Consider the following 23221-nt stretch of genomic DNA (forward strand, 5'->3'; position numbering starts at 1 on the left):
GTTATGCTTGGGGACTATTGGTTTTGAGCCAAGCCGCTAGGTCATGGTAATCGCGATAGTGCTGGGCTTGCCAGCCATGGCTTTGCGCCGCAACAACATTGGCTTGGGCATCATCCCAAAAGGCGATACTGGCAGGTGCTAAGCCAAGTTGCTGGCTGACCCGCTCGAAATATTCGGGCATTGGTTTGCGTGCACCAATGCTCGATGAGGCCAACATGCCATCGCACCAACGCCACATGCCCAAATCATGCCAAAGGTAGTTGCTGCGATGGCGCTCTTGGTTAGTCGCAAGATAGCACTTAATTCCGCGTTCGCGCAGCATTTGCATCGCATTCAACACCCGTGCATCAACCAAGCTTTCTTCATGGAACCAACGCTCCAAGAAGCTATCAAGGTCGCTGGACCAAGCCCATTGTTCAAGGTAAGGCGGCAAGACCTCACGCAGATCGGCCTTGCCATCGATACAATCCAAAAATACCCCTTGAAAAAATGCTTGGGTATGCTTGAATGTGATGTGATGTTCGCGCTCCAAATAGGCCGCAAAGCGAAACATCGGCATACACAGCACCCCATCAACATCAAACAAGACTGCTTGCAACCTGCTCATGCTTGTGGCTCAGCCGCCAAGGTGCGCTGAATTTGGTCGAGATGACCGAGGCCATGGTTGGCATAGGTTTCGACCAAACTGATTAAGCTGACTGGGCCATTTTCGGGGTGAAAGCCGGTGCGTTGCCAAGCGTCTTCAGGCAATTCGCGCCAAAATTGCACCCAGCGGGCATGCAATGAACGCAACAGTTGCAATGAAATTTCGACATCGGCCTGCTGGGCATCGCCAAACGCCGCCCAAACATCTTGATCATAGGGCTTGAGTGTAGGGTTTTCTTCGCTGGCGATCAATTTGCAACGAATATACGAATTCATATGCGAATCGGCCAGATGATGAATATTTTGGGCCACGCTCCATTCGTTGGCTAAAAATGGCGTGGTCAGTTGGCTTGGGCTGAGTGGTCGTACAAGCTCAGTTAATTGGGCTGGTAATTGTTCAATTTGGCTAATCCATTGGTCGCGCTGCTCACTCATGCCAGTTCTCCTACGAGTTTGGGGCTGACAACACCTAAAGTTTGGAGCACATGGGTATATACGCCGACGATCACATCATCGCCAGCATCGCGGGCAATATATTCAAAGCCAGGCGAGGCATTGGCCTCAATCAGCCACCATTCACCATTGCGATCTTGGGCAATATCTAAGCCTGTCCAACGCAAAGGCAAGGCTTCAAACAGCGAGGCCGCAAAATTGCTAATCGTGGTATGTAAGGTTTGATCGTCAATCACCACTGCCCGGCCACCATTCCAGTGCAAGGGGCTAAGATTGCCTTCAAACATGGCCTGGTCGATATTTTTTTCGTAGAGCAAAATCAACTGGCCATCCAAAAAGACCGCGCGATATTCGTGGGCAATCTCGATTGTGCTCTGAGCCAGTGCAATATAATCAAAATCTTTGCTTGCGCCATCGAAAATTTTGGTTAACGCGCGAATAATGCCCTCGCGGTCGTGGCAGCGAAATACATTCAAGCCGCCCGAGCCACGATTGCGTTTGATCATCACCGGCATGGCGAATTTAGCCAGCACATCATCGGCGATTGCTTCAAGGCTATCGAAGGCGCGATATTTGGCAAAACGATCCGGCCCAAGCGGATGGAAATACGATTCAGTTTGCGGTTGTTTAATCCAATTGTGGGTGAGGGTGAAAAAATAATCTTTATCGCGGCAGATTTCGCTCATTGTGTTGTCGTTGAGCGGTGCTTTCCAATTAACAAACAGCCAATTACGGGTAGGACCAACGATGCGCAGAATGTTTTCCGTCGAGTGTAAATGTTCATACGTCAAACCGAGCCGTTCACAAGCCAGCGACAGCAAACGAATATTCGGATTCATGGATCGTCCTTAAAAAAGTTATGAGGGAAGCTCTGTGGTTGGCATGTAGCATACCGCACTCTGCGCTAGTTGCAAGTGGCATTTTGCCACAGTGCAGCACGAAATTGATAAAACCTAGCAATTATATACAGCTAAAGTGATTTGTATTTAATCATAATTGGCTAAAACAAACTAAGCTTGTTGTGAATATCCATATAGCTAGCAAGCATTTTCACCTGAATATGATCCGATTCAATGCGCTAACAAGGGATTTAGGCCCGAATTAATAAAATTTTTAAATAATCAATTTCGTGCTTGTCAATGTTGCCGAATAATGTGATAATGGGGCATCAATCTAGCCTGCAATTTTTGGCACTTGATACTCGAAGCGGATACTCCGCAGTTGACGTTGTAGGATTACAGCAATGAAATCATTTGAACATACCCAACTGGGTGAGTATACATTGCAAGAAGAGATTGGCCGTGGTGGGATGGCGCAAGTCTATCGAGCGCAGCATCAAGCCTATGGTCTCGTTGCCTTCAAAGTATTACCACCCTATTTTGCCCACGATAACGATACGCTTCAGCGCTTTATGCGTGAGGCGCGGGCCAATCGCACCTTGCACCACCCGCATATTGTGCAATTGTATGAAGCCAGCGATGTGGCTCAAGCTCAAAACCCCTACCAGCCGATCCACTATATTGCTATGGAATATATCGCTGGGGGTACGCTGACTGATCGCTTGCGTCAACAGCCACAACAGCCATTGAACTTGACACTTGAAATGGGTGAGCAAATTGGCTCGGCCTTGGATTATGCCCATGGTAAGGGCTTTATTCACCGCGATATCAAGCCGAGCAATATTCTGTTTCGTAGCAACGGCCATGCGGTGCTTGCCGACTTTGGGATTGCCCTCGCCAACAATGAGGCCCGCATGACCAAGGCTGGCGGTTTTGCTGGCACGGTCGCCTATACTGCTCCCGAAATTTTCGAGGGCGAAACCGCTGATGTGCGCTCGGATATTTATGCCTTGGGCTTGATTCTGTATGAATCGTTGGCTGGGCATAACCCCTATGCCAATATCAGCACCAATGCCCAAATTGCCATGAGCAAAATTTTAACCACACCGCTGCCGCCATTGCAAGATGTTGCGCCGCATGTGCCTCCACTGACTGCTGAAATTCTGGCTCAAGCAACTGCTAAAGATCCAATTCGACGCTTTGCCACGATGTCGGATTTTGTTGAGGCCTTGAAACAAGCTAAATTCAATCGGGTCAGCGATCGGCCTGCGCAACAATTGAATGCCAGTGGTCGCCCGATGATTCCAATTGCTGGTCGGCCTGGAGCACCAAATCGACCACCACCACGCAATCAATCAAGTGGCGATAACCCAACTCAAGCCTTTGTTGCAGGAGTTGCAGCTTCAGCAGCAGCCGCCTCGGCCATGCCTGAGGCTAACGAAGGCACAATGATCTACACGCCACCAACGCCAAATCCGGTGGTGCAACAATCGGCTGCGCCGCCACCAAACGAGCCAACCCAGATCTACACGCCACCAACCCCGAATCCGGTGGTGCAACAATCGGCTGCGCCGCCACCAAACGAGCCAACCCAGATCTACACGCCACCAACCCCGAATCCGGTGGTACAACAATCGGCTGCGCCGCCACCAAACGAGCCAACCCAGATCTACACGCCACCAACCCCGAATCCAGTGCTGCAACAAGCTGTGCCAGCGGCCAAGCCGCCAGTTGATGCGACCCAGATTTATACGCCACCAGCAGCCAACCCATCGTTGCGACAAGCACCGATTACGAAGCCGAATCAACCCTTGCCAAGTGTACAATCGCAGGCCAACCAGCCGTTGCCAGCTGCGCCAACCATGCCGCTGGATAACCAAAGCACAATGATGTACACGCCAAATGCGAGCGTACCCAATCGGCCAATTCCAAGTCGAACCAACCAGCCAGTTGATAACGAAAGCACCGTGATGTATCCGGCCTATCCGCCGAATCAGCCCCAAGCCTATCCGCCAGCAACGGGTAACCAAACCTATATGCCGCCCACTGGCAATCAGGCCTACCCACCAGCAACGGGTAATCAATCGTATCCGCCAATGACTGGGGCTTCGCAGCCAAACCAGCAACTGCCCAAAAAAGGGCCAGCGCGGCCAATTAATGCCCAACGGATTGAGCTGGCACGGCCAGTCGCTCCTGTTCAAGCAGTTCAGGCGGTGGAAACTGAATATGCGCCAGCTCCACCGCCCTATGCCATGCCATCGAAGGCATCGCCAGTCGCTAAAGCAAAAGATTTCTTGCGTTCGCCAAAGGTTTTAGTGGCCTTGGGTAGTGCCTTATTAGCTTTAATTGTGATTGCATTTTTGAGCTTTGGCCAAGGCGAGGACGACCCAAATATTGCTAGCGGTGCTACGGCTACCTCGGTAGTTGCGGTTGGCGAGAGTACTCCAACGGTTGCGGCAACCAATGCGGCCACCCCAACTGTAGCCGAAACCGCCGACCCTCAAGAAGCTAAACGCTTGGAATATATCGTTGGGCAAGAGGCCTATGCCAAACAAGATTGGCCCAATGCGGCGGCGGCCTTCGACAAAGTGCTTGCGATCGATCCTGCCTATCTCGATTTGAGCAATATTGGCTCGGCAACCTACTACAACTGGGCGGTTAGCGAATTAACTGGCCCTGACAAAGTTGCTGAAAGCTTGGAAATTCTCAACAAAACCTTTAGTTTCAAGCCAGATCATCAACCAGGTGGCAACTTAGCCAAAGTGCTGAATGTCTATCGCAATGGCCAAACTGCCACCGAACAACAAGATTGGCAAGCAGCAATTAATGGCTACAAAGAAGCCCAAACCGCTGGTAGTGGCGAATTTGGCGAAATTATGGGTAAGTTGCAAACAGTCAAACAATTGTATGAAGCCTATCTCGGGCGCGGACGCGAGCTAGAAGAGGCTGGCGATACCGCCGAAGCCAATGCAATCTATCGCGAAGCTGCTGCGCTGAAAGAGCAAGATAGCAGTTTAGATGTTGCTACGGCCAACACGCGGATTGCGGCAACCGCGCCTACTGCCGTGCCTGCAACTCCAACCAGGCCGCCGACACCAACGCCTGTGCCAGTAGCTCAACGCTTATACTTCCAAAAGTATGCCGACAATGCGGTTGACCCAACCTGTTTTGCGGTGCATATTCGTGGGGTTAACACCAGTGGCTGGTTTGTGACCGTCGATGGCTTGGGCAATCGCGGGAACGTCGATGGCGCAGGCAATACCAATGTTTGTGGGCTGTCTGCCAGTCAGGAAGTGACCTTCACGGTTTACAATGGCTCTGGTCAAGCGGTACCAGGTGGTGGCGGCATCCCAACCCGTGGCGGCGATTTGATGACTGGCTATTGGCAATAACCAAATCTGTTTCAACGAGCCGCGATCAAACAAATCGCGGCTCGTTGCTATTTAACGACGTTCCAATTGAGCTTGGGCTAGGCGTTGCACATAGCAATTTCCGTCATTGGTCAATTGTTCGAGCACGTTGGGTGGGCAACTCGGGTTTTCGGCTAAAGCTGCTCGCCCCAGCTACCACGGCGAATTAACACCCTTTATCAGATGCTCAATTTGGGTTGCGGGGTGACCCAATGCCAGCATATGCAGCCATGGATCGAGCGCATACAGGGCTTCGATTAGTGCTCGTTGGCGGACATGATCAAGAATTTCAGCTGTGGCCTGCGGGTTTTGCCCAACTGTTTGACGTACCAACGAGGCTTGATCTTGGGCTAGTAGCGCTAGAATCTCGGGAGTTGCAGCTGGGTTGAGTGCTGCTGCCAAGCGAATTGGCACTGCCGACCATGTGTAATCGCGGGCCAGCGTCAGCAGTAATTTTGGGCTAATGTTGGGATTCCGCGCTAGCGCCGCCCGCACATGCTGCGAATCATCAAGCTCCAATAGTTGATGAACAGTACGCGGAGTTGCCGGATTTTGGGCCACTAATAGCCGAATTTTAGGATCATCATCTTCGGCCAATATTGCTAAACCCTTAATATCGTTGGAATTGGCGACTTGAATTCGCTAGGCCAGCGGAGCTTCGAGCAATCTTGGGTATGTTGGGGAAAATTCAAGCGCTTGTGGCTCGATCACAGGTTGCGACGTAGCTGCCGCTTGATTAAACAATAATTGATGTTGCTCGGCTGGTGATTGGCGTAGCCAGCCTAACATTGGCTGATTAATCGCATTCAAGCTAATTAATTCTTGCAGTAATGTTGTTTCTGTGGCATCGGGCAAGGCTATTTGCTGTTTGGAATGCTGATAGTCGGCGTACCAATTGGCATCAAGCCGAGGATTCGAAGCAACATGCAGTTGCACGGTTTGCTCAATTTCAGGGCTAATGCTTTGAATCGATGCCAAAATAGCCTGCGGAATAGCGGCGTGCCTCAGTAGTTGCAAGCAACGCAACGGCTCCATTCGCTTAAACAACTCAGGATCGTGTTGGAGCCACATGGGTAATGCTGGATTCGCCAGAAATGCGGCGGGCACATCAGTGGCAAATTCTAAAGCCAGCATTGGCGGAATACTTGGGTTGGCAATCAACACTTCGAGCAGCGGCAAGGTTCGGCGTTCTAAGATAACTGCGAGTGGGCCTTGCGGTGCTTGGTTTTTGAGATAAGCAAAACTCGTGGTCGGCTGAGCGGAATCAGCGCCTTGTTGGAGTTTAAGCCACTCGACGAGGGCGATCAGTTGTTGTGGGTCGGTTTGGGGGTTGCGGGCAAGGCTGAGCATGGCGGCTTGATCAAGCTGGGCAATATCGAGCATTATCGTTCCTCTCACACCAAAACTACTGATACCGTGCTACAATCAGCGCTGCTTAATTACACTGGAGTATACCCCATGTTTAGCTCAAATCGTTTGACCTTGCGGTCAGTTGGTCAAGAAGATCTGCCGATTTTTCATCAATGGTGGGGTGACCCAGAAATTATGGCCTTGCAAACCGATGGCGATATTCGTTTGCGCCATGAAACCACCAATGTGATGATGTTTGACCATTGGTTTCGTGATGGTGGCAGCGATGTTGGTTTCTCGATTGAACTCACCGATACTGGTCAGCTAATTGGCTTTACCAATGTTTGGGGAGCGCAATTAAAAAATCGCTCAGCCGAATTGGGCATTATGCTCGATAAAGATTTTTGGAACTGCGGCTATGGCACCGAAGCGATGCATGTAATTGTGCGTTATGTCTTTGCTGAGCTGAATTTTCACCGTTTGCAATTGACTGTGCGCGATTACAACCAACGGGCGCAGCGAGTCTATAGCAAAGTTGGCTTTCAGGTCACTGGGCGTTTGCGCCAGATCAATTTTCGCAATGGCCGCTGGCACGATGATCTGGTGATGGATTTGTTGCAGGATGAATATTTAGCCACCCACGGAGCCTACCCGCCTAGCTCAACCATGCCCAAATAGCTATAGACCGATCGTAACTTCATGGTATAGTGATAGACAATCGCGACATAAACCGCGCCCGATGCTTTCGGCGCGGTTTTGTATTAACCTAAATCAACGTAGAGGTTGTTGTGCAAACGCTACTCTCGATTATTGAAATTTGTGCCACGATTGCCTTTGCCATTTCGGGCATTATTACTGCTCGCCGCCGTTCGTTCGATTTAATTGGTGTCTATACTGTGGCATTTGTGACGACCTTTGGTGGCGGAACGGTGCGCGATATTTTGCTCGATCGCCGCCCGTTTTATTGGGTGCAACAGCCGATTTATCCAATGTTAATGCTTGGTTTGGCCATTGGCTCGTTTTTTGTGGCCAAAGCCGATTGGGTCGCCCTGACCGAAAAGGCGATTATGATTCCCGATGCTTTTGGTTTGGGTTTGTTTACGGCAGTTGGTGTAGCCTATGGCTTAGAGGCTTCGATGCCGTTGTTTATTGCCGCCTTGATGGGTGTGATCACGGCTTCGGTTGGCGGCATGTTGCGCGATATTTTGTGCAATGAAATTCCGCTGGTGTTTCAGCGCAGCACTCAATTGTATGTTACTTGTGCCTTTGTCGGAGCCTGCGGTTACCTGTTATGTACCTATCTCGGCTTTGATGCGCTGGCAGTCTTGGTTTGCACTGGAATTACGGCGGCGATGCGTTTGGGCGCGGTGCGCTACGATTGGACTCTACCGATCTAGCCGTTGCAAGGCTGCCAGCGCACTATCGTTGATCATTGTGCGATAGGGATCTTCGGCCAACGCAGCCAAACTCGTCAAACAGGCTTGATACTGCTCCAAGGCTTGGTCGATCTGGGCATTTTGCTCATACGACCAAGCCAAATTTAAATAGAGCGAGGGCAGAAATTCGCTGATTGCGCTTGATTCCACCAATCTAGCCTGTTCAAGGGCGATCTGATTCCATTCGAGCATCGTGGCAAGTGGTTGATGCCGTGCACAATAATGTGCCGCGATACAACGATCTAATGGTGTTTGGGCCAAAGCCCAAGCTTGTTGATAGGCCGCTTGAGCTGCGCCAATCTGATCGTGCATTTCGGCTTGGGTTCCAGTGATGCACAATTGCACTACCGGATTGGTGTGATCGAGCAGTGCATTATTCATAGCGAAAATGCCTTGCTGCTAAACGTCGCCAACGGCGCTGACGATGACGATAAAACAACTGGGCAAACAGCCAGATCAATGGAGTTAACCAGCCCGCCTCAACCACCACATGATCCCGATAGCGCGTGCTTGTGCCTTCAACCGCGACCTCGATCGTATGATCCCAACGCTTGATTAGCGGGCTATGGCCATTATCGCGTAAGGTAAAAGGATGTTGCTGTGGATGCGATATTACAATCGCCTGCTTGCCAAGCGGAATCAGCCCAAACAAGCGTAATTCGACCCAATAGGTGCCATCGCGCCAAACGTCAGGCAGTTGGTTGGGTTGTTTGGGCTCAAAGGTTACCAGTGGTTTGGCGACATATTCCAAGAGGCGCGAGGTTGTTACATGCTCAATTGCGGTGCTGGCGGCACAATCCAAGCGGGTCGAGAGATCAACAATCATCACAGCAGCCCTTTCTAGATCAGCCATGTTGCTGATATTGCTCTACCTTACAACCATGGTTGCTGCTCGGCAAGCCCAAATTGCCCAAATCGGTTAAAAATGTTCACTCATTCTCCATAACTTTTTCATACGCAATTGCTACAGTTAACCTAAGCAAGCCCAAAGCGCCGGTGGATGTTGCAAAAAACCTGATTTGGGCTTGCGCAACCATTGAACTCGTGTGAAAGAGTTGTGTATGTTGTATCCAGTGCTATTTAGCTGGCCATGGAGCCGTAATTTCGTCCAACAACTACGTCGCATCTACCACTTTTCCGAGCCGTTATAGGGGTATTGTGCAATTCAGCTTCAAACAGATTAATCATTTGGAGTGCTTTGCCCAATGCCATAATAACGGGTGGGGCAACACTATTGCCAATCAGTCGAAAATTAGCCGATTGATTGGAATGAAACTTAAATGTTGTAGGAAATCCTTGGATACGGGCAGCTTCATTGACGGTAATAGGCCGATGGCGTTTGGGGATTAATATTTGTTGAATGAAATTTTGTTTATATTCTTCGGCTGTTGATCCACTGACACTGATTTCGGCGATCTCATCGTGCATACCACGCGCAGTTAACGTACCGAAGAAGCGAGCATGCGGTAAGAAAATGCGATAGGTTCCGTCGATCCCACCAGACAAACGCCGATTGAAAAACTCGTATTTAGCATCTTCATATTGACGTAAAATTCGTTTTTGTACCAAAGCTTGTAATTCTGATTCAGCTAAATCAACTACCAACTCGGCAATAGCTTGATAGCTCATCGGATTTCCATCGCAATCGCCATAGCGTGGATTACGCCGATTGCGCATTATCGTAGTGCAAATTTGCTTTTCACGTTCAGTTGTAGCATAGATTTCCCAGCTATGAATGCTGGTTGGCCCATTCCGAATATCATTAAGGATGAAAAAATCGTTGAATGCGCCACGCGGGGTTAATTTATTGAAACCTACTTCAATCCGCTCACCAAATAAATTCCGTTGAATTGGCAGTGATTCAGGAATGATTGAAGGAGTCTGAAGATTATCCAAAATATCATAAAGCCGTTGTTCTGATTCGCGATATTCGGGAAATGAAAAATCGGGCAAGCCTAATCTTTGTTGAATCCCAATAATAAATACCCGATCACGATTCTGCGCGACTCCATAATCAAACGAGTTTAATAATTTATAATAAACTTGGTAACCTAAAGCCTTAAAACTATCAAGAATACTTTCTAAGCATAGCCGATTACGCGGATCAATCAGACCTTTCACATTTTCAAATATAAAGGCTTTTGGCTGATTGATCCGAACTAAACGGATCACATCAGCCCATAATTGCCCCCGTGGATCATCGAAGGCTTGATTTTTGCCTGCGATTGACCATGGTTGACATGGCACACCACCAACCAGCAAATCGTGGGCAGGTAATTGCTGAAGGGTGGTAATATCACCTAGATTATGGTCTGATCGATCGGTCGGCCAATTCTGACGATAAACCTTGATCGCCTGTTGATCGATCTCGGCTGAGCCAACGCAAATGCCTCCGGCAGCCTCAAGCCCAAGCCGAAATCCGCCAACGCCTGCAAATAAATCTATAAACTGAAATTTTTTCATAGCTAACTTTCGTGGTTGTTATCTGTGTTCGATATTTTAGAACAGCTTGGCGATCTGTCAAAATCGGCATCAGCTCTTGATTAAACCAAATGCGGAGAGCCGAAGCTCCCCGCTACCTTTAATAAGCTATCTACAAGTTTACAATTTAAGCGCTTCGGCGACATCATTAACCAGAATCGTATATTCACCAGGCTTCAACTCGCCCTCAATTTGAATAATCGTGCTAAATGGTGAGATTTGTTGGTTGCACATGGCATCTTTAGGCCGAATTGTCGTGACTTCAATTTTGATGGTGTTGCCATCGATCGATTGTTTGGCTTCGTGGAAAGAAGTACAACCATCGTTGAGCATGCCGTTAATTTCAACCGATACTTGGGGCGGCATTGATTCTTTGACCGAAACGGCGACACTTTCGATCAGCATTGGGTTAATCTCGCTTTGCGCAAGATCGGGGGTGGGATAAGCCGCGCTATCGGTGGTGGGAGTTGCGGCAATGGTGGCCGTAGGAACGGTGGTTGGTGTGCTTTCTGCGGTGCCGCATGCTGCTAAAACGGAAGTCAAAACGAGCAGCAAAAATCCCTTACGCATTCGATGAAACTCCTTTAATCAGGCTGGCCTTGTGCCAACGTGCTTACTAGATTCAACGCTAGCATAGCAGATTTTGTTCCTGCCGCTGTTGATCCACGAAGCGCACAAAGAGGTGAGGGATCAGGATTCAGGGACAAGGGGTCAGATTTGTATTATCGAACCCAAACAGCAATCCTGACTCCTCATCGCTGGCCCCTGACCCCTAAATCCCTTCTGCGCCTCTGCGTTAAAGCCTGCAAGCTTTTTTGATTTTTGCCTTCTGCCTTTTATGCTTGCTCAAGCGCTTGTTCGGCTTTGATCAAGGCATCGGCGGCTTTGAGCATCTGTTCGCGGCGGGTGGCGCTGATGTTGCTGCTTTCAAGATAAATTTCGAGGGCGCGACGTGGGGTTAATCCTTCGTTTAATTCGCTGGCAACCGCAGCATAGCGGGTGCGTTCGCTGCGTTGAGCCTCGATCGCGATGCTGGCGATCACATGGGTTTCGGCAGCTTCGAGCAAGCGCCGCAGTTCAGTTTCGTCAAGTTGCGGGCGTTGCTCAGCGGTAGCGCTAATTAACAATCGTACCACCGCGCCATTCAAATCGCGTTTGCTGATCGCTTGGGCCACCCGCTCCATTGGGTCGCTGCTGCCAGTTACATCAACTTTAATCGTAACGAATGGACGGGGATGCACCGCAATCGGCTGATAACTGGCATCTTCCCAATTATTTTCAATTTCAACAATCACCACCTGCTTTTGCTCGGATTCCTCGCTAAAATCAATGCGTTCAATTGAACCTGGATAGATCATTGGGGGATTTTCGCTGAGCACTTGATAGCGGTGAATATGGCCCAAGGCCACATATTGAATGCCTGGCTGCGCCAAAAGCGATGGTGGCAGAATCAGATCGTTGCCCAACATGACCGAGCGTTCAGCGCCATAGGTAGCATTGGATACTGTGCCATGAAAGGTCAAGATTGCTGGTAAATCGCCGCGCAACCGCTGTGGCACTTGTTCGAGCCAAGCTCCCACCCGCCGCAACAATTCAGCTTCTAGTTCAGCAAAGGGCAACTCGCGAATATCATCTTTGGTCAAAATTGCATGGCGGCTGATCCACGGCACGGCCACAATTTGAATGCTACCTGCGCGAGTTTCGATCGTATGAATCCCAAGCCGATCGGCAATCGTCACTCCTTCGATGGCGAGGGTATCGAAAATTTCGACCGAATGAGCTTTGCCTGCGGCGGCTGAAACATCGTGATTGCCAACCAACATAAATACTGGAATGCCACGATCGAGCACACTGCGTAGGCGACGAGCAAATTCACGCTGATGGGTTGGATTGGGCGTGCGATTTTTGTAAATATCGCCAGCAATCAGCACCAAATCGACCTCATGCTCGATGCCAATCTGCAAAGCTTCGGCAAACCGATCAAGATAATCGATCAAGCGGGTGTTGAGGCCAGTTGTACTATCAATCCGCCCGTAATTTTCCATGCCAATGTGAATATCTGCGAGGTGAAGAATTTTCATGCCCAAGATACCTTTAATAGCTCATGTGTTTGGTTAGTCTACCACAATCGGCGGCTCATGGTAGACTAAAAAGGCCGCCAGTTAATCAAGTTTGTTTGGACTTAGCGGTTGTTCTTGCGCGGAAAGGATTTTTATCATGTCGGTTAGTGTCGATGTCTGGTCGGATTTTGTCTGTCCCTTTTGTTTTCTCGTTTCAACCAACTTAAAACGCTTGGCTGAAACTCACGATATTCAATTGACTTGGCATGCCTTTGAGTTGCGGCCATTTGGTTCGCCGCCACCCGATGCCCAATATCGCCAGTTTATCGCTGAGAAAACGCCTGCGATGGTGGCAATGGCCAAAACCCAATATGGCGTGGAGATTAATCAAGGGCCGTTTGGCATCGATAGCCGTTGGGCGCATCGGGCGGCCAAATGGGCTGAGCAACAAGGCCAAGGCGATGCCTATGCCCAAGCCGTGCTTTCAGCCTATTGGTTGCAAGCCCAAGATATTAGCCAGCCTGAGGTTTTAGCAGCTTGTGCCGAGGCAGTGGGGCTTGATGCCAGCAATATCAACACAATTTTAGCCGAGCCAATCTATGATGCTGCGGTTGAGGAAGATATTGCTTTGGCTCAGCAACTGCGTTTGAGTGGCGTGCCTGCGAGTGTGTTTGCTAAGCGCTACTTGGTGGTCGGCGCACAACCCTATGAAGTTTTTGCTGATGTGTTGCAGCAAGCTAACGAACAACCAGCCAGCAACTAGAGGAGGTTGTCAATTATGAATGAACAAGCCTATCGTGCCGCCAGCGAGCATGCAGTCTATCTTGATCGCTCGTCGGCTGGCTGTGTCGAAATTACTGGGCGCGACCGTTTGGTTTTGATCAATCGGCTTTCGACCAATGCAGTGCTCAATTTAGCGCCTGGCACGGGCCAAATCACCGTGCTCACCACCAATATTGGGCGAATTATCGACCTGATTACGGTGTTAGCCATCGATGATGATACGATTTGGGTGATTACCAGTGCCAATCGTGGGGCACAATTAACGACCTATTTTGGCCGCAATAAGTTTTATGGCGATCAATTTAAGGTACGCGATTTAACCGAGAGCGTGCACCAGATGCGAGTGTATGGCAGCCAAGCTACGGCAATGCTCGAACAACTCACCAACCAAAACTTGGAGCAAGTTGGTTTATGGCAACACATCAGCGCTGAAATTGATGGCTGTCCAGTGCGTTTAGCCCGAATTCGCCCAATGCGTGGCACTGGTTGGGCCATTTTTGCCGATCTTGCGGCGGCTGATGCCTTGTGCGAAGCCTTCGATGACGCGAATGGAGCGTTGCTTGATCGACCGACCTATCATACGCTGCGAGTTGAGGCTGGCTATCCCGCGCTGAATGAACTCAATGAGGAATTTATTCCGCTTGAGGCTAATTTGTGGGATGCAGTCAGTTTTAACAAAGGTTGTTACATCGGCCAAGAAATTATTGCGCGGATGGATAGTCGTGGGCGTTTGGCCAAAAAGCTGCAAGGTTTACGCCTAAGCGGCGCAGTCGAAGTACCTGCATCATTAACCAAAAATAACCAAGATGCTGGTACCTTGACCAGCGTGGTCTGGTCACCAGCCTTGAATCAGTTCATTGGTTTGGGTTATGTGCGCACTGGTCACGAGCTCGGTAGCGAATTGACTGTCGGCGAGCAGCAGGCAATCGTGGTTGAATTGCCATTTATTACTCAAACTGAGCCAACCACGGTTGAGTAGTCTGCAACAACCGCTGAAATTGGAATGATTTTGGTGGTTGTTGCTTCACTTTTGGGTGCTGGCGATTTCGCCTAGACCCACGGCTGGCCCCAAAAAGGTTGGTTGGGGCTGGCTGATGTGAACTTCAAACAGAGCTTTGCAACGGGCTAGCCATTCGCGGGTGGTGTAGCGGATTTGGGTTGCTGGCGGATAATAGGTTGTGCTTTGCTCGGGCTTAAAATTCCAATCGGGGATACTCAGGCCAATCGCGGCCACGTCCAGCTCGCGACAAGTATAAATTGCCCGAGGTAGATGGTAATCTTGGGTAACGAGGATTGCTTGAGTTACGCCGAAAATTGCTTTGGCGCGGTAACAGGTTTCGTAGGTGCTGAAGCCTGCGTAATCACGGGTGATGGCGCTGGTTGGGATGCCGTGGGCGATAGCATAATCGCGCATGACCGTTACTTCATCGTAGTTGGTTTGACTATTGTCACCGCTCATCAGTAAATGCTGCACACGGCCTGCTTGATAGAGCTGAATTGCGCCATCAAGCCGCTCACGCAGCGCTGCGCTTGGTTGATTGTAGCGAATGCCAGCTCCAAACACAATTGCAACCTGCTGGCTTGGAATACTCGCCACAGCATCAAAACGATAATCGGCAGTTGCCCAACGTACCCAGCCATTGACCAGCAACAGGCCTAAAATTGCCATCAATGCCAAACGTAAGCCCCATTTGAGGAATTTACGTGGTTGTAGGCGGTTGCTCGACTCGCCGCCGAACTTGCTCGCGTACCAACGCCAAAATCTCTTCACGCCGCACATTCCCCTTACTGACCACGCGTTCAACGGTCTCTTCAAGCTGTTGCCGTTCTGCTTCAGTTAGTTCTTTGGCCGAAACCACAATAATCGGCAAATCGCGGAATTGCTCAAGCTCTTGCAAGGCCGCGATCGTTTCGAAACCATCCATTTCTGGCATCATTAGATCAAGAATCATCGCGCCAAATGGGCGGCTATGCAATGCGCCCAAGGCTTCGCGCCCGTTGGCGGCCTCATAGACTTTCCAGCCTGCGCCTTCAAGCATACGTCGCAGCATCGCCCGACTATCATGATCGTCATCAACCACCAAAACTAGTTGGGTTTTGGCATTTTGTGGGTCGATACAACTACGCAGTGTGCGCAGCAATTGGCCGCGATCTACTGGCTTAATCAAATAATCGTAAACCCCAAACGAAACGCCTTGATTTGGCTCGGCCACAATCGTATGCATAATGACTGGAATGGTGGCAATTTTGGGGTCGGCCTTGATTTCGGCCAAGATCTCCCAACCATTAACATGGCCTGGCAACAACACATCGAGCAAAATCGCTGTTGGATGATGATTGCGCACCATCGCTAAGCCACTTTCGCCATCAAACGCACTTAGCACACTCCAGCCCTCGCGCTTGAGCGTGCGCGAAAGCAGATGATGCACATTACGATCATCATCGATAATCAGCACTTTGGGTTGGTTGTTGTTGGCTTCGCTAATAATAATCGGCGCTTCATCAAACAACGAAACTGGAGCCATATCGATGACTGATTGTGGTAAATGCACGCTGAAGATTGAGCCAACGCCCAATTCACTTTGCACCCGAATATCGCCGCCGAGCAGTTGAGCCAAGCGCCGACTTAAGGCCAAACCTAGCCCAGTGCCGCCATATTTACGGGTCGTCGAGGCATCTGCTTGGGTAAATGGCTGAAATAAGCGCGATAATTGGGCGTTGCTCATGCCAATACCATTATCATGCACGCTGAAATCGATCCAGCCCTCTTCTTCACTAGGTTGGACGCGCAAGGTAATACGGCCATGTTCGGTGAATTTCGCCGCGTTACTCAGCAAATTGACCAAAATCTGGCGTAAACGGGTTTCATCACTGATCATCGTTAGCAAGCCTGCTGCCGATTCGATTACCAAGCGATTTTCATTTTTGATAATCATCGGATCGACGGTTGAGCGCACATCGTGCAGCAGTTGGGGCAGCGAAATTTCCTCAGGCAAAATCTCAACCTTGCCCGATTCAATCTTAGCTAAATCCAAAATATCGTTGATTAAGGTCAGCAGATGTCGGCCTGAGAGCCGAATCCGATCAAGATCTTCGATCATCGCGGTTTGGCCGAGGTCTTCACATTCTTCTTGGAGAATTTCGCTATAGCCGATGATCGCATTGAGTGGGGTGCGTAATTCGTGGCTCATATTGGCCAAAAAGTTGCTTTTGGCGCGATTGGCTTCTTCAGCCACAAATTGCAAGCGTTGAGCATGATCTTTGGCTTGCTCAAGTCGCTCGATTTGGCCACGAATCGTTTGGGCCATGGTATTGAACATCGCGGCGAGGCGACCTACTTCATCATAGCGGCGAATGGGAATATCGGTGGTAAAATCGCCATCGGCAAAGCGCTGTGCTCCATCGCGTACCAACTTGAATTGGTTACCAACCCGCCCCAGCAGATAGTAGACGAATAGACTTAGCAATACCAGTATGGCCAAACTACGCCCTATTAGGGCTACAATCATGCGTCCATTTTGCTTAGTAATCCCAGCCTCAAGCGCCTCAGATTGCTCATCGATGATATCGGATAATACTTGAGTGGCCTGATCAAGTTGATCGGCGCGTTCGTCGAGTACTTCCCATGCATAGAGTTCAGCCGCCGAGCGAGTTGGTGCTGATTCTTGCAAGCGTAAATCGATTTGGGCGAGGTAGGCAATTCCAGCATCTTCATAGTCGGCGCTAAGTTTTTGGACATTTTCAAAGGCAGTTTTGGTTTCAGTGTTTGGCTGTATGTTCTTGAAGAATTGTTCAAGCTCTAGGCGTTTGTCATCGAAGGCTTGGCGATAACGGGTATAGTGTTCACGCTCCTCGACTTCACCTAAGGCATAGGCATCGAGTGCATGGGCTTGATATTGAGTGTAGAGGCTAATTTCGCGAGCTAAACGTTCGGCATCTTCCAAATCGATCACATATTCAATATCATTATTGAGCATGCTACGCTCAACAACCCCAATAATATTTAATCCGGTCATTAAGCTCAAAATGATCGCTGCAATCGTGATCATTGTACGGCGTACCGACCCGCGTTTCATGCAAACTTCCTTAGCCAAGCCAACTGATTCCATTGCTATTATACTCTATGCTGTCTAGCGATCACCATTCACTGGTTTGGTCGCGAAATCGCTCTAAAAGCAGAAAACTTATGAAGGTCACGCCCATCAAAAGGCTGCTCATGGCTAAGGCTTGGCCATAGTTGCTGGCCCCCGGTTGGCCTAAAAAGCGAAAGATCACGACTGGCATGGTGGCGGTGGTGGGGCTGGTTACGCTCACTACCAAGGCTGCACCAAAATCGCCTAACGAAACGGTGAAGGCAAATAAGCCCGCAGCCATGATACTTGGTAGCAGCAAGCTCAAATCAACTTCACGCCAAGCCCGCCATGGTTTTGCACCCAACATGCGAGCTGCTTCGCGTAACTGTGGGTTCAAACGGCGTAAGGCTGGCAACATAGTGCGAATAACAAATGGTAAAGCTAAAAGCGTATGGGCTAGCGGCAACAAACCCGACCAACGCCGCAGATCGGGCGTTTCCCAGCCCCAAAGCTCATACGAACGAAAGGCGATAATATAGCCCAAGCCGACTGTTACCGCCGATGTTCCCAAGGGTAGCATCAACACGCCATCGAGCAGGCGGGTCAAGCGGCCTTGGGGTTGAGCCAATAGATAGGCACATGGCAGACCAAAAACTAAAGCCAAGATCGTGGTGATGGCTGCATAGCGCAATGAGTTGAGCATAGCTTGGGTTGGCGGCACATAGGCATAACTGCCACGCTGATTGACTCCCAGCATGTGAAAATACTCAAGGCTCCACTGGCCTTCGATACGCAACGCCCCCAGTAACAAACTTGCTAGCGGCAGCACGATTAAACTGCTAGCAAGTAGCATAACCCCGCCAATTGCCACGCGACTTGGCCAAGTTCGAGCACGCCGCAAGGACAATGCTTGGGCTTCTTGGGGCACACTGCTACGCTGAACCAGCCGCGTATAGGCTAAGGTCAAGCCCAAACTGGTGAGAATTTGCAAGAGTGAGAGCGTTGCCGCAATCGGCAAATTAAATTGACGAATTGCTTGATCATAAATTTCGACTTCGATTGTGTGTTGCTGGCTGCTGCCCAATAACAACACCGTGCCAAAGGCCGAAAAGGTAAAGGTAAACACCAATAATACTGCTGCCAATAAAGCTGGTAGCGCCAATGGTAAGGTTACTTCGAGCCAAACTCGCCAGCGCGGCGCACCCAAAACCTGAGCCGAAGCCTCTAAACGTGGGTCGTGGTTGCTCCAATAGGCAGTCAGCAAACGCACTACCACGGTCAAATTGAAAAAAACATGGGCAATTAAAATCATGCCAAGGCTTTGCTCAAGCTCTAATGGTGGTTTTGCCAACTCTAACCAAGCCACCAACCAGCGATTGATCAAACCACGCTCACCCAGTAATGCCCGAAAGGCCAGGGCCACGACAACGGTTGGCAGCACAAACGGCACAGCAATCAGCGAGCGAATCAGTGCTCGCCCTGGAAACTGATAATGGGCCAAAATATAGGCGGTTGGCACGCCTAGCAGCAGGGTCAACAGTGTTGAAAGCGTGGCTTGCCAAGCACTCCAAGCTACAACGTGTAGCAAACTGCGATTGCTGAACACCGTTTGAATGGCTGCGCCTAGGCCTTTTTCGGCAAAAGCGCGTTGCATAATTGCCCAGAGTGGCACGCCAAAAAAGAGCACAAAAAAAGCTAGCGCAGGCAAGGCCAAAAGCCAATACAGCCATTGAATGCGCCGCTGATGAATATTTGACATAAAAATTCTCAACTAGCCAAGCTGGAGCGATGTTAGCACCATTCGATTCGTTCGGCGACTTGGGCGCGTAGTTCGGGGCTAAACCAAGTTTCCAACAAGGCTAGCGCCAAATCAATGCCTGCCGAAACCCCTGCCGAGGTGGCGATTGGTGGTGTGATAGTGTAGCGTTGTTGGCGTTCGACCGTAATTTGGCTATTTTCGGCTAATAGATCGAGCGCGGTGTAGTGGGTGGTAGCCTGTTTGCCATCGAGCAAGCCTGCCGCTGAGAGCACCAACGCGCCTGTGCATACCGAAACGACCCAGCCACGCTGTTGGCGTAAATAATCGAGAATCAGGCTATTGTGGCGGGCATGAGTGCGTGCGCCAATCCCACCTGGTACTAAAATCACATCAAATGCTGGGGCATCGGCAAAGCTATAATCGGGCTGAATTTTCAGGCCATAGCGGGCTTTGACCGTTTGAGCCTGTTCAGCAACGGTTTTAATCGTCAGATCAACCCAATTACTGGCCATGCCAAACACTTCGAGTGGCCCGATAAAATCTAATTCCTCGGCATCGTTGAAGATCAAGATGCCAATTGATTTAATGCTCATGATTGATTACCACGCAATATCAAAGGTTGGTTCACGGTGGGTTGGCTCTTGCCAAGCGACTTCAACATGTTGCACTTTAGCATGGATTGGGCCGCTATAACACCAGCTGATCATACGTTGCACGCCAGCTTGGCTGCCCTCAAAAATCGCTTCAACGCTACCATCGGGCAAATTTTTAACCCAGCCGCCAACTTTAGCCAAACGCGCTTGATCGCGGCAGGTCGCGCGAAAATTGACTCCCTGAACCGTTCCGGTGACAATCACATGTGCCCGCGTTGTTTCCACATATTCCCCCTTATGCCTAGATTTAGCGAAGTTCTAAGGCTGCCGCCAAGGTTGGTGCTGAGAGCACGGTTTGGCGGTTGAGCTTTAACTGTACCATCATTGGAGCCACTTCGGGTTGCAATCCAGCCAAAATCACCCGTGTGCCCAACAATTTTGCCCCTTGGATAATTCGTTCAAGCATGGTCAGTAAGCTATCGGATGCAACCAGAACACTGGTCAAATCAAGAATTAAGGTATTCGCCCGTTGTTCATGAATATAGCTTAGCAAGGAATCTTCCACCGCTTTGGCACGTTGGATATCGAAGCCACCGATTAATGGCAGCACCACTACATCGTCGCCGACAGGCAAGGCCGCCACGGTCAAGGCATCGACGGTTTGGCGCAAGGTGGTTTCGGTTGAAACTAGTTGTTGATTCGAGGTTTCGAGCCGAATCGCCAAGGCGGCTAGTTCATCGGAGCGTTGCTGCATTGCTTGGCGCGATTGTTCTAATTCATATTCACGTTGATTAATTACATGGGTCAAAATAGTAATAATTGCGCCTGTACCAAGTAATAAAATTGTTTGTGAAACGATGGCAAGATATTTATAATTATCATTGACACTCATCATAATTAGCGAATTGGGATCACTAAAGCTCCAGAAAAGCGTGATTTCATTGATAATTGCAATTAGGTGAATGATAATACTGATTGCTGTCGCTGTAATAATCCAGCGTGCCCGCCCCAGAATAAAGCCTATACCCATTAACTCAATGCAAATGATTGCAAAATTGTACGATACAAATCCGCCAATATTATGATTGACTACAGCTACAGTGATTGAGCTAGCAATATGCAAAACTAACGTTAATGGATAGAAATTGCCTGGCTTGAGTAAGAACATATAGCCAACAATTAGCAATCCATGGACGATTGCCACATAGAAATTAATCTGCGATTGAATATTAGCCCAATCAAAAATTGAAATTGGCAAAAACAATGTGGTAATGCCGAGCATAATTCGCGCATACAATTTGGCACGTTCGACGGGTAGCTGCTTTGAATCGGGCACGGGTAGCTCCTTGTGGGCGTGGTTATTTGCCAATACAAAAGCGACTAAATATCATATTCAATAAATCATGTTCAACAGTTTCGCCAGTAATCTCGCCTAGGCTGGCGATCGCCTCGTGCAAATCGATCGCAATCAGATCAACTGGACGGCCTTCGCGTAAGCCTTGGATTGCTTGTTCTAAGGCGGCGTTGGCGCGGCGCAAGGCCTCGCGATGGCGTGGGTTGGTAACTAAGCGAGCATCGCTGAGCGGCAAACCACCAAGCAACTGTTCAGCTACCATTGTACCTAAATAATCTAAGCCTGTGCTAGCCTGCGATGAGATGGCGATGCTGCCACGGAGCTTGGGGTGGGTTTGGGTTAGCACGGTTAAATCGGCATGTTGACCTAAATCGGCTTTGGTGGCAATCACGATCGTTGGTCGTTCATGGGTCAGTTGAGCAATCACCAAATCTTCTGGGCTTAACGGCTGCGAACCATCGATCAATAGTAATACCAAATCGGCTTTGCTCAGAGCAGCGCGTGAGCGTTCGACTCCAATTCGTTCAACCAAATCATCGGTTTCGGTGATGCCAGCGGTATCAATCAGTACCACCGGAATTCCGCCAAGGTTGGCGGTTTCTTCCAAGGTATCGCGGGTTGTGCCAGGAATCGCGGTGACAATCGCGCGTTCGGTGCGCAACAGGGCATTCATCAAGCTCGATTTGCCTGCGTTGGGCCGACCAACCAAGGCTGCGCGTGCCCCTTCACGCACAACCACACCTTGATCGGCTCCAGCTAGCAGTTGGCTGAGCAGACTTTGGGCTTGCTGCAAGGGCTGTTGTAATTCCTCGCTGGGCACATCGTCTTCGGGGAAATCGGTCAGCGCTGTGACATAAGCCAAGGGATACATCAACTGCTCGCGCAGCGTGCGCAAATCACGCGAAAGCCCGCCGCCAAGCTGATCGAGCGCCAAACTTAGCCCCAAGTTGGTTTGAGCTTCGATCACATCGAGGGTCGCTTCAGCTTGCACTAAATCGATGCGGCCATTGGCAAAAGCGCGTAGGCTAAATTCGCCTGGGTTGGCTAAGCGAGCGCCATGGGCTAGAGCCAAGGTTAGGGTGCGGCGCAAGGGCAGCGGGCCGCCGTGGCAGTGAATCTCCAAAATATCTTCGCCAGTGAATGAGCGCGGCCCCTTGAAAAAGACCGCTAGAACCTCATCCACAACCTGACCATGCTCATCGAGCACATGGCCATAGCGCATTTGGTAAGAGCGCCAAATGCCTTTGCGGCGCGGTTTGATCAAGGCTTGGGCGATGGCTAGGCTTTGAGGGCCGCTGATCCGAATAATCCCAACCCCACCAACGCCAGGTGGGGTCGCTAGGGCGGCGATGGTATCAGCATAGAGCATTAGCGCAACCTCGAAGTGTTGGTGAGCGACATAGTTGCGGGCATGCTTTGGACATGGCAAAAGCCGCAGGTTGGCGCAAAACTATGGTTAAAACTGGGGGCGGTTGGTAAGCCCGCGTTATGGCAGGTTTTGCAATCGGCGACTGCTACCGACAAATCATGGTTTGGCAGTTCTTTGACATCAGGGCCATAGGCGGCGGCAAAGGCAAAAACCCAAGTTGCCACAATCACCACGCCAGTCATGGCAAACATCAACCGCATCGGCCAACTACGCATCATCGCACGATAGCGGGCGCGAGCTGCCGCTTTATCGAAAACCGGCGCAGCATCTGGCTGCTCATCGGGCAGCATTTCAGGTGCATCGCTCATAGGGCAACATCCTTCTAGAATTGAGCTAGTTAATCAAATCGGCTAGATCATATCATACTGTGGGTTGGCTCGTGCGTTTGACCAAGCTGATTTTTTCGGGTACAGTTCTTGCATAGAGGCCCATGCCCAAATGAATACTGTCTCGTGGTCGAGACAACCATGGTGGAGTCAGTCGCAGGAATGCGGCTTTTTTAGTTTAGTTTTGGTTGATTTGACGGATATAGCAGGGTATAGCCGCAAGCACGACC

The 23221-nt window shown here is 50.0% G+C and carries 24 protein-coding genes; 5 read left to right on the forward strand and 19 right to left on the reverse strand.

Going from position 1 to position 23221, the window contains the following annotated elements; all coding sequences use genetic code 11:
* Position 1: 1 nt before the first annotated feature.
* From ABEB26_RS18550 to ABEB26_RS18560, 3 genes are read right to left on the reverse strand one after another with little or no spacing between them, the layout of a single operon-like run.
* Complete coding sequence (locus ABEB26_RS18550; RefSeq protein ID WP_345723530.1) at positions 2 to 607, reverse strand: HAD-IA family hydrolase; 606 nt, start codon at positions 605 to 607, stop codon at positions 2 to 4.
* Positions 604 to 1080, reverse strand: a complete 477-nt coding sequence (locus ABEB26_RS18555; protein ID WP_345723531.1) for a DinB family protein — start codon at positions 1078 to 1080, stop codon at positions 604 to 606. Before ABEB26_RS18555 ends, ABEB26_RS18550 begins: the two co-directional genes overlap by 4 nt.
* The gene (locus ABEB26_RS18560; RefSeq protein WP_345723532.1) at positions 1077 to 1937 is read right to left on the reverse strand and encodes an ATP-grasp domain-containing protein; all 861 of its coding nucleotides are present in this window, start codon (positions 1935 to 1937) and stop codon (positions 1077 to 1079) included. Before ABEB26_RS18560 ends, ABEB26_RS18555 begins: the two co-directional genes overlap by 4 nt.
* Positions 1938 to 2341: 404 nt before the next feature.
* On the opposite strand from ABEB26_RS18560, the gene ABEB26_RS18565 reads away from it, so the two are divergent.
* Complete coding sequence (locus ABEB26_RS18565; RefSeq protein WP_345723533.1) at positions 2342 to 5329, forward strand: protein kinase domain-containing protein; 2988 nt, start codon at positions 2342 to 2344, stop codon at positions 5327 to 5329.
* Between the two features lie 51 nt (positions 5330 to 5380).
* On the opposite strand, the gene ABEB26_RS26975 is transcribed toward ABEB26_RS18565, so the two are convergent.
* From ABEB26_RS26975 to ABEB26_RS18575, 3 genes are read right to left on the reverse strand one after another with little or no spacing between them, the layout of a single operon-like run.
* Positions 5381 to 5500: a hypothetical protein gene (locus ABEB26_RS26975; RefSeq protein ID WP_486348318.1), complete on the reverse strand. Its 120-nt coding sequence runs from the start codon at positions 5498 to 5500 to the stop codon at positions 5381 to 5383.
* On the reverse strand, positions 5501 to 5944 hold the full coding sequence (locus ABEB26_RS18570; protein ID WP_345723534.1) for a hypothetical protein: 444 nt from the start codon (positions 5942 to 5944) through the stop codon (positions 5501 to 5503).
* A gap of 45 nt (positions 5945 to 5989) precedes the next feature.
* A complete protein-coding gene (locus ABEB26_RS18575) occupies positions 5990 to 6730 on the reverse strand; it encodes a hypothetical protein (RefSeq protein WP_345723535.1) in 741 nt (246 codons plus the stop codon).
* 75 nt (positions 6731 to 6805) lie between these two features.
* On the opposite strand from ABEB26_RS18575, the gene ABEB26_RS18580 reads away from it, so the two are divergent.
* Together ABEB26_RS18580 and ABEB26_RS18585 are read left to right on the forward strand one after the other, a co-directional pair.
* A complete protein-coding gene (locus ABEB26_RS18580) occupies positions 6806 to 7375 on the forward strand; it encodes a GNAT family N-acetyltransferase (RefSeq protein WP_345723536.1) in 570 nt (189 codons plus the stop codon).
* A gap of 110 nt (positions 7376 to 7485) precedes the next feature.
* Positions 7486 to 8094: a trimeric intracellular cation channel family protein gene (locus tag ABEB26_RS18585; RefSeq protein ID WP_345723537.1), complete on the forward strand. Its 609-nt coding sequence runs from the start codon at positions 7486 to 7488 to the stop codon at positions 8092 to 8094.
* On the opposite strand, the gene ABEB26_RS18590 is transcribed toward ABEB26_RS18585, so the two are convergent.
* The 5 genes from ABEB26_RS18590 to ABEB26_RS18610 all read right to left on the reverse strand — a co-directional run bounded on the left by ABEB26_RS18590 (position 8083) and on the right by ABEB26_RS18610 (position 12695).
* Positions 8083 to 8514 (reverse strand): hypothetical protein, encoded by a 432-nt coding sequence (locus tag ABEB26_RS18590; RefSeq protein WP_345723538.1) that lies wholly within the window; start codon positions 8512 to 8514, stop codon positions 8083 to 8085. The two genes, ABEB26_RS18585 and ABEB26_RS18590, sit on opposite strands and share 12 nt — an antisense overlap.
* The gene (locus ABEB26_RS18595; protein WP_345723539.1) at positions 8507 to 8986 is read right to left on the reverse strand and encodes a hypothetical protein; all 480 of its coding nucleotides are present in this window, start codon (positions 8984 to 8986) and stop codon (positions 8507 to 8509) included. Before ABEB26_RS18595 ends, ABEB26_RS18590 begins: the two co-directional genes overlap by 8 nt.
* 227 nt (positions 8987 to 9213) lie before the next feature.
* Positions 9214 to 10596, reverse strand: a complete 1383-nt coding sequence (locus ABEB26_RS18600) for a DNA cytosine methyltransferase (protein WP_345723541.1) — start codon at positions 10594 to 10596, stop codon at positions 9214 to 9216.
* 138 nt (positions 10597 to 10734) lie between these two features.
* The gene (locus tag ABEB26_RS18605) at positions 10735 to 11184 is read right to left on the reverse strand and encodes a hypothetical protein (RefSeq protein WP_345723542.1); all 450 of its coding nucleotides are present in this window, start codon (positions 11182 to 11184) and stop codon (positions 10735 to 10737) included.
* Positions 11185 to 11450: 266 nt separating this feature from the next.
* The gene (locus tag ABEB26_RS18610; protein WP_345723543.1) at positions 11451 to 12695 is read right to left on the reverse strand and encodes a metallophosphoesterase family protein; all 1245 of its coding nucleotides are present in this window, start codon (positions 12693 to 12695) and stop codon (positions 11451 to 11453) included.
* A gap of 136 nt (positions 12696 to 12831) precedes the next feature.
* Here ABEB26_RS18610 and ABEB26_RS18615 point away from each other — a divergent pair, with 136 nt between their 5' ends.
* Both ABEB26_RS18615 and ygfZ read left to right on the forward strand, forming a co-directional pair.
* Entirely contained in the window at positions 12832 to 13437 is a 606-nt protein-coding gene (locus ABEB26_RS18615; RefSeq protein WP_345723544.1) for a DsbA family oxidoreductase, read from the forward strand.
* A 15-nt stretch (positions 13438 to 13452) separates the two neighbouring features.
* The gene (ygfZ, locus tag ABEB26_RS18620) at positions 13453 to 14436 is read left to right on the forward strand and encodes a CAF17-like 4Fe-4S cluster assembly/insertion protein YgfZ (RefSeq protein WP_345723545.1); all 984 of its coding nucleotides are present in this window, start codon (positions 13453 to 13455) and stop codon (positions 14434 to 14436) included.
* A gap of 45 nt (positions 14437 to 14481) precedes the next feature.
* On the opposite strand, the gene ABEB26_RS18625 is transcribed toward ygfZ, so the two are convergent.
* The 8 genes from ABEB26_RS18625 to ABEB26_RS18660 all read right to left on the reverse strand — a co-directional run bounded on the left by ABEB26_RS18625 (position 14482) and on the right by ABEB26_RS18660 (position 22973).
* Complete coding sequence (locus ABEB26_RS18625) at positions 14482 to 15228, reverse strand: SanA/YdcF family protein (RefSeq protein ID WP_345723546.1); 747 nt, start codon at positions 15226 to 15228, stop codon at positions 14482 to 14484.
* Positions 15158 to 17533: a response regulator gene (locus tag ABEB26_RS18630; protein ID WP_345723547.1), complete on the reverse strand. Its 2376-nt coding sequence runs from the start codon at positions 17531 to 17533 to the stop codon at positions 15158 to 15160. The genes ABEB26_RS18625 and ABEB26_RS18630 overlap by 71 nt, the downstream gene beginning before the upstream one ends.
* Before the next feature lie 61 nt (positions 17534 to 17594).
* The gene (locus tag ABEB26_RS18635; RefSeq protein WP_345723548.1) at positions 17595 to 19289 is read right to left on the reverse strand and encodes an ABC transporter permease; all 1695 of its coding nucleotides are present in this window, start codon (positions 19287 to 19289) and stop codon (positions 17595 to 17597) included.
* Between the two features lie 32 nt (positions 19290 to 19321).
* A complete protein-coding gene (locus ABEB26_RS18640; RefSeq protein WP_345723549.1) occupies positions 19322 to 19882 on the reverse strand; it encodes a DJ-1/PfpI family protein in 561 nt (186 codons plus the stop codon).
* A gap of 6 nt (positions 19883 to 19888) precedes the next feature.
* Positions 19889 to 20167, reverse strand: a complete 279-nt coding sequence (locus ABEB26_RS18645; RefSeq protein WP_345723550.1) for an acylphosphatase — start codon at positions 20165 to 20167, stop codon at positions 19889 to 19891.
* A gap of 22 nt (positions 20168 to 20189) precedes the next feature.
* Positions 20190 to 21218 (reverse strand): STAS domain-containing protein, encoded by a 1029-nt coding sequence (locus ABEB26_RS18650; RefSeq protein WP_345723551.1) that lies wholly within the window; start codon positions 21216 to 21218, stop codon positions 20190 to 20192.
* Positions 21219 to 21240: 22 nt separating this feature from the next.
* A complete protein-coding gene (mnmE, locus tag ABEB26_RS18655) occupies positions 21241 to 22605 on the reverse strand; it encodes a tRNA uridine-5-carboxymethylaminomethyl(34) synthesis GTPase MnmE (RefSeq protein ID WP_345723552.1) in 1365 nt (454 codons plus the stop codon).
* Entirely contained in the window at positions 22605 to 22973 is a 369-nt protein-coding gene (locus ABEB26_RS18660) for a hypothetical protein (RefSeq protein WP_345723553.1), read from the reverse strand. Before ABEB26_RS18660 ends, mnmE begins: the two co-directional genes overlap by 1 nt.
* Positions 22974 to 23221: the final 248 nt, after the last annotated feature.

Source organism: Herpetosiphon gulosus (assembly GCF_039545135.1).
Taxonomy (GTDB): domain Bacteria; phylum Chloroflexota; class Chloroflexia; order Chloroflexales; family Herpetosiphonaceae; genus Herpetosiphon; species Herpetosiphon gulosus.

Bases quoted from the DNA above. Each gene is read 5' to 3' on its own strand.
- ABEB26_RS18595 (WP_345723539.1), bottom strand. From the start codon at position 8,986: ATGGCTGATCTAGAAAGGGCTGCTGTGATGATTGTTGATCTCTCGACC.
- ABEB26_RS18615 (WP_345723544.1), top strand. From the start codon at position 12,832: ATGTCGGTTAGTGTCGATGTCTGGTCGGATTTTGTCTGTCCCTTTTGT.
- ABEB26_RS18565 (WP_345723533.1), top strand. From the start codon at position 2,342: ATGAAATCATTTGAACATACCCAACTGGGTGAGTATACATTGCAAGAA.
- ABEB26_RS18610 (WP_345723543.1), bottom strand. From the start codon at position 12,695: ATGAAAATTCTTCACCTCGCAGATATTCACATTGGCATGGAAAATTAC.
- ABEB26_RS18605 (WP_345723542.1), bottom strand. From the start codon at position 11,184: ATGCGTAAGGGATTTTTGCTGCTCGTTTTGACTTCCGTTTTAGCAGCA.
- ABEB26_RS18550 (WP_345723530.1), bottom strand. From the start codon at position 607: ATGAGCAGGTTGCAAGCAGTCTTGTTTGATGTTGATGGGGTGCTGTGT.
- ABEB26_RS18575 (WP_345723535.1), bottom strand. From the start codon at position 6,730: ATGCTCGATATTGCCCAGCTTGATCAAGCCGCCATGCTCAGCCTTGCC.
- mnmE (WP_345723552.1), bottom strand. From the start codon at position 22,605: ATGCTCTATGCTGATACCATCGCCGCCCTAGCGACCCCACCTGGCGTT.
- ABEB26_RS18555 (WP_345723531.1), bottom strand. From the start codon at position 1,080: ATGAGTGAGCAGCGCGACCAATGGATTAGCCAAATTGAACAATTACCA.
- ABEB26_RS18560 (WP_345723532.1), bottom strand. From the start codon at position 1,937: ATGAATCCGAATATTCGTTTGCTGTCGCTGGCTTGTGAACGGCTCGGT.
- ABEB26_RS18630 (WP_345723547.1), bottom strand. From the start codon at position 17,533: ATGAAACGCGGGTCGGTACGCCGTACAATGATCACGATTGCAGCGATC.
- ABEB26_RS18635 (WP_345723548.1), bottom strand. From the start codon at position 19,289: ATGTCAAATATTCATCAGCGGCGCATTCAATGGCTGTATTGGCTTTTG.
- ABEB26_RS18640 (WP_345723549.1), bottom strand. From the start codon at position 19,882: ATGAGCATTAAATCAATTGGCATCTTGATCTTCAACGATGCCGAGGAA.
- ABEB26_RS18600 (WP_345723541.1), bottom strand. From the start codon at position 10,596: ATGAAAAAATTTCAGTTTATAGATTTATTTGCAGGCGTTGGCGGATTT.
- ygfZ (WP_345723545.1), top strand. From the start codon at position 13,453: ATGAATGAACAAGCCTATCGTGCCGCCAGCGAGCATGCAGTCTATCTT.
- ABEB26_RS18590 (WP_345723538.1), bottom strand. From the start codon at position 8,514: ATGAATAATGCACTGCTCGATCACACCAATCCGGTAGTGCAATTGTGC.
- ABEB26_RS18660 (WP_345723553.1), bottom strand. From the start codon at position 22,973: ATGAGCGATGCACCTGAAATGCTGCCCGATGAGCAGCCAGATGCTGCG.
- ABEB26_RS18580 (WP_345723536.1), top strand. From the start codon at position 6,806: ATGTTTAGCTCAAATCGTTTGACCTTGCGGTCAGTTGGTCAAGAAGAT.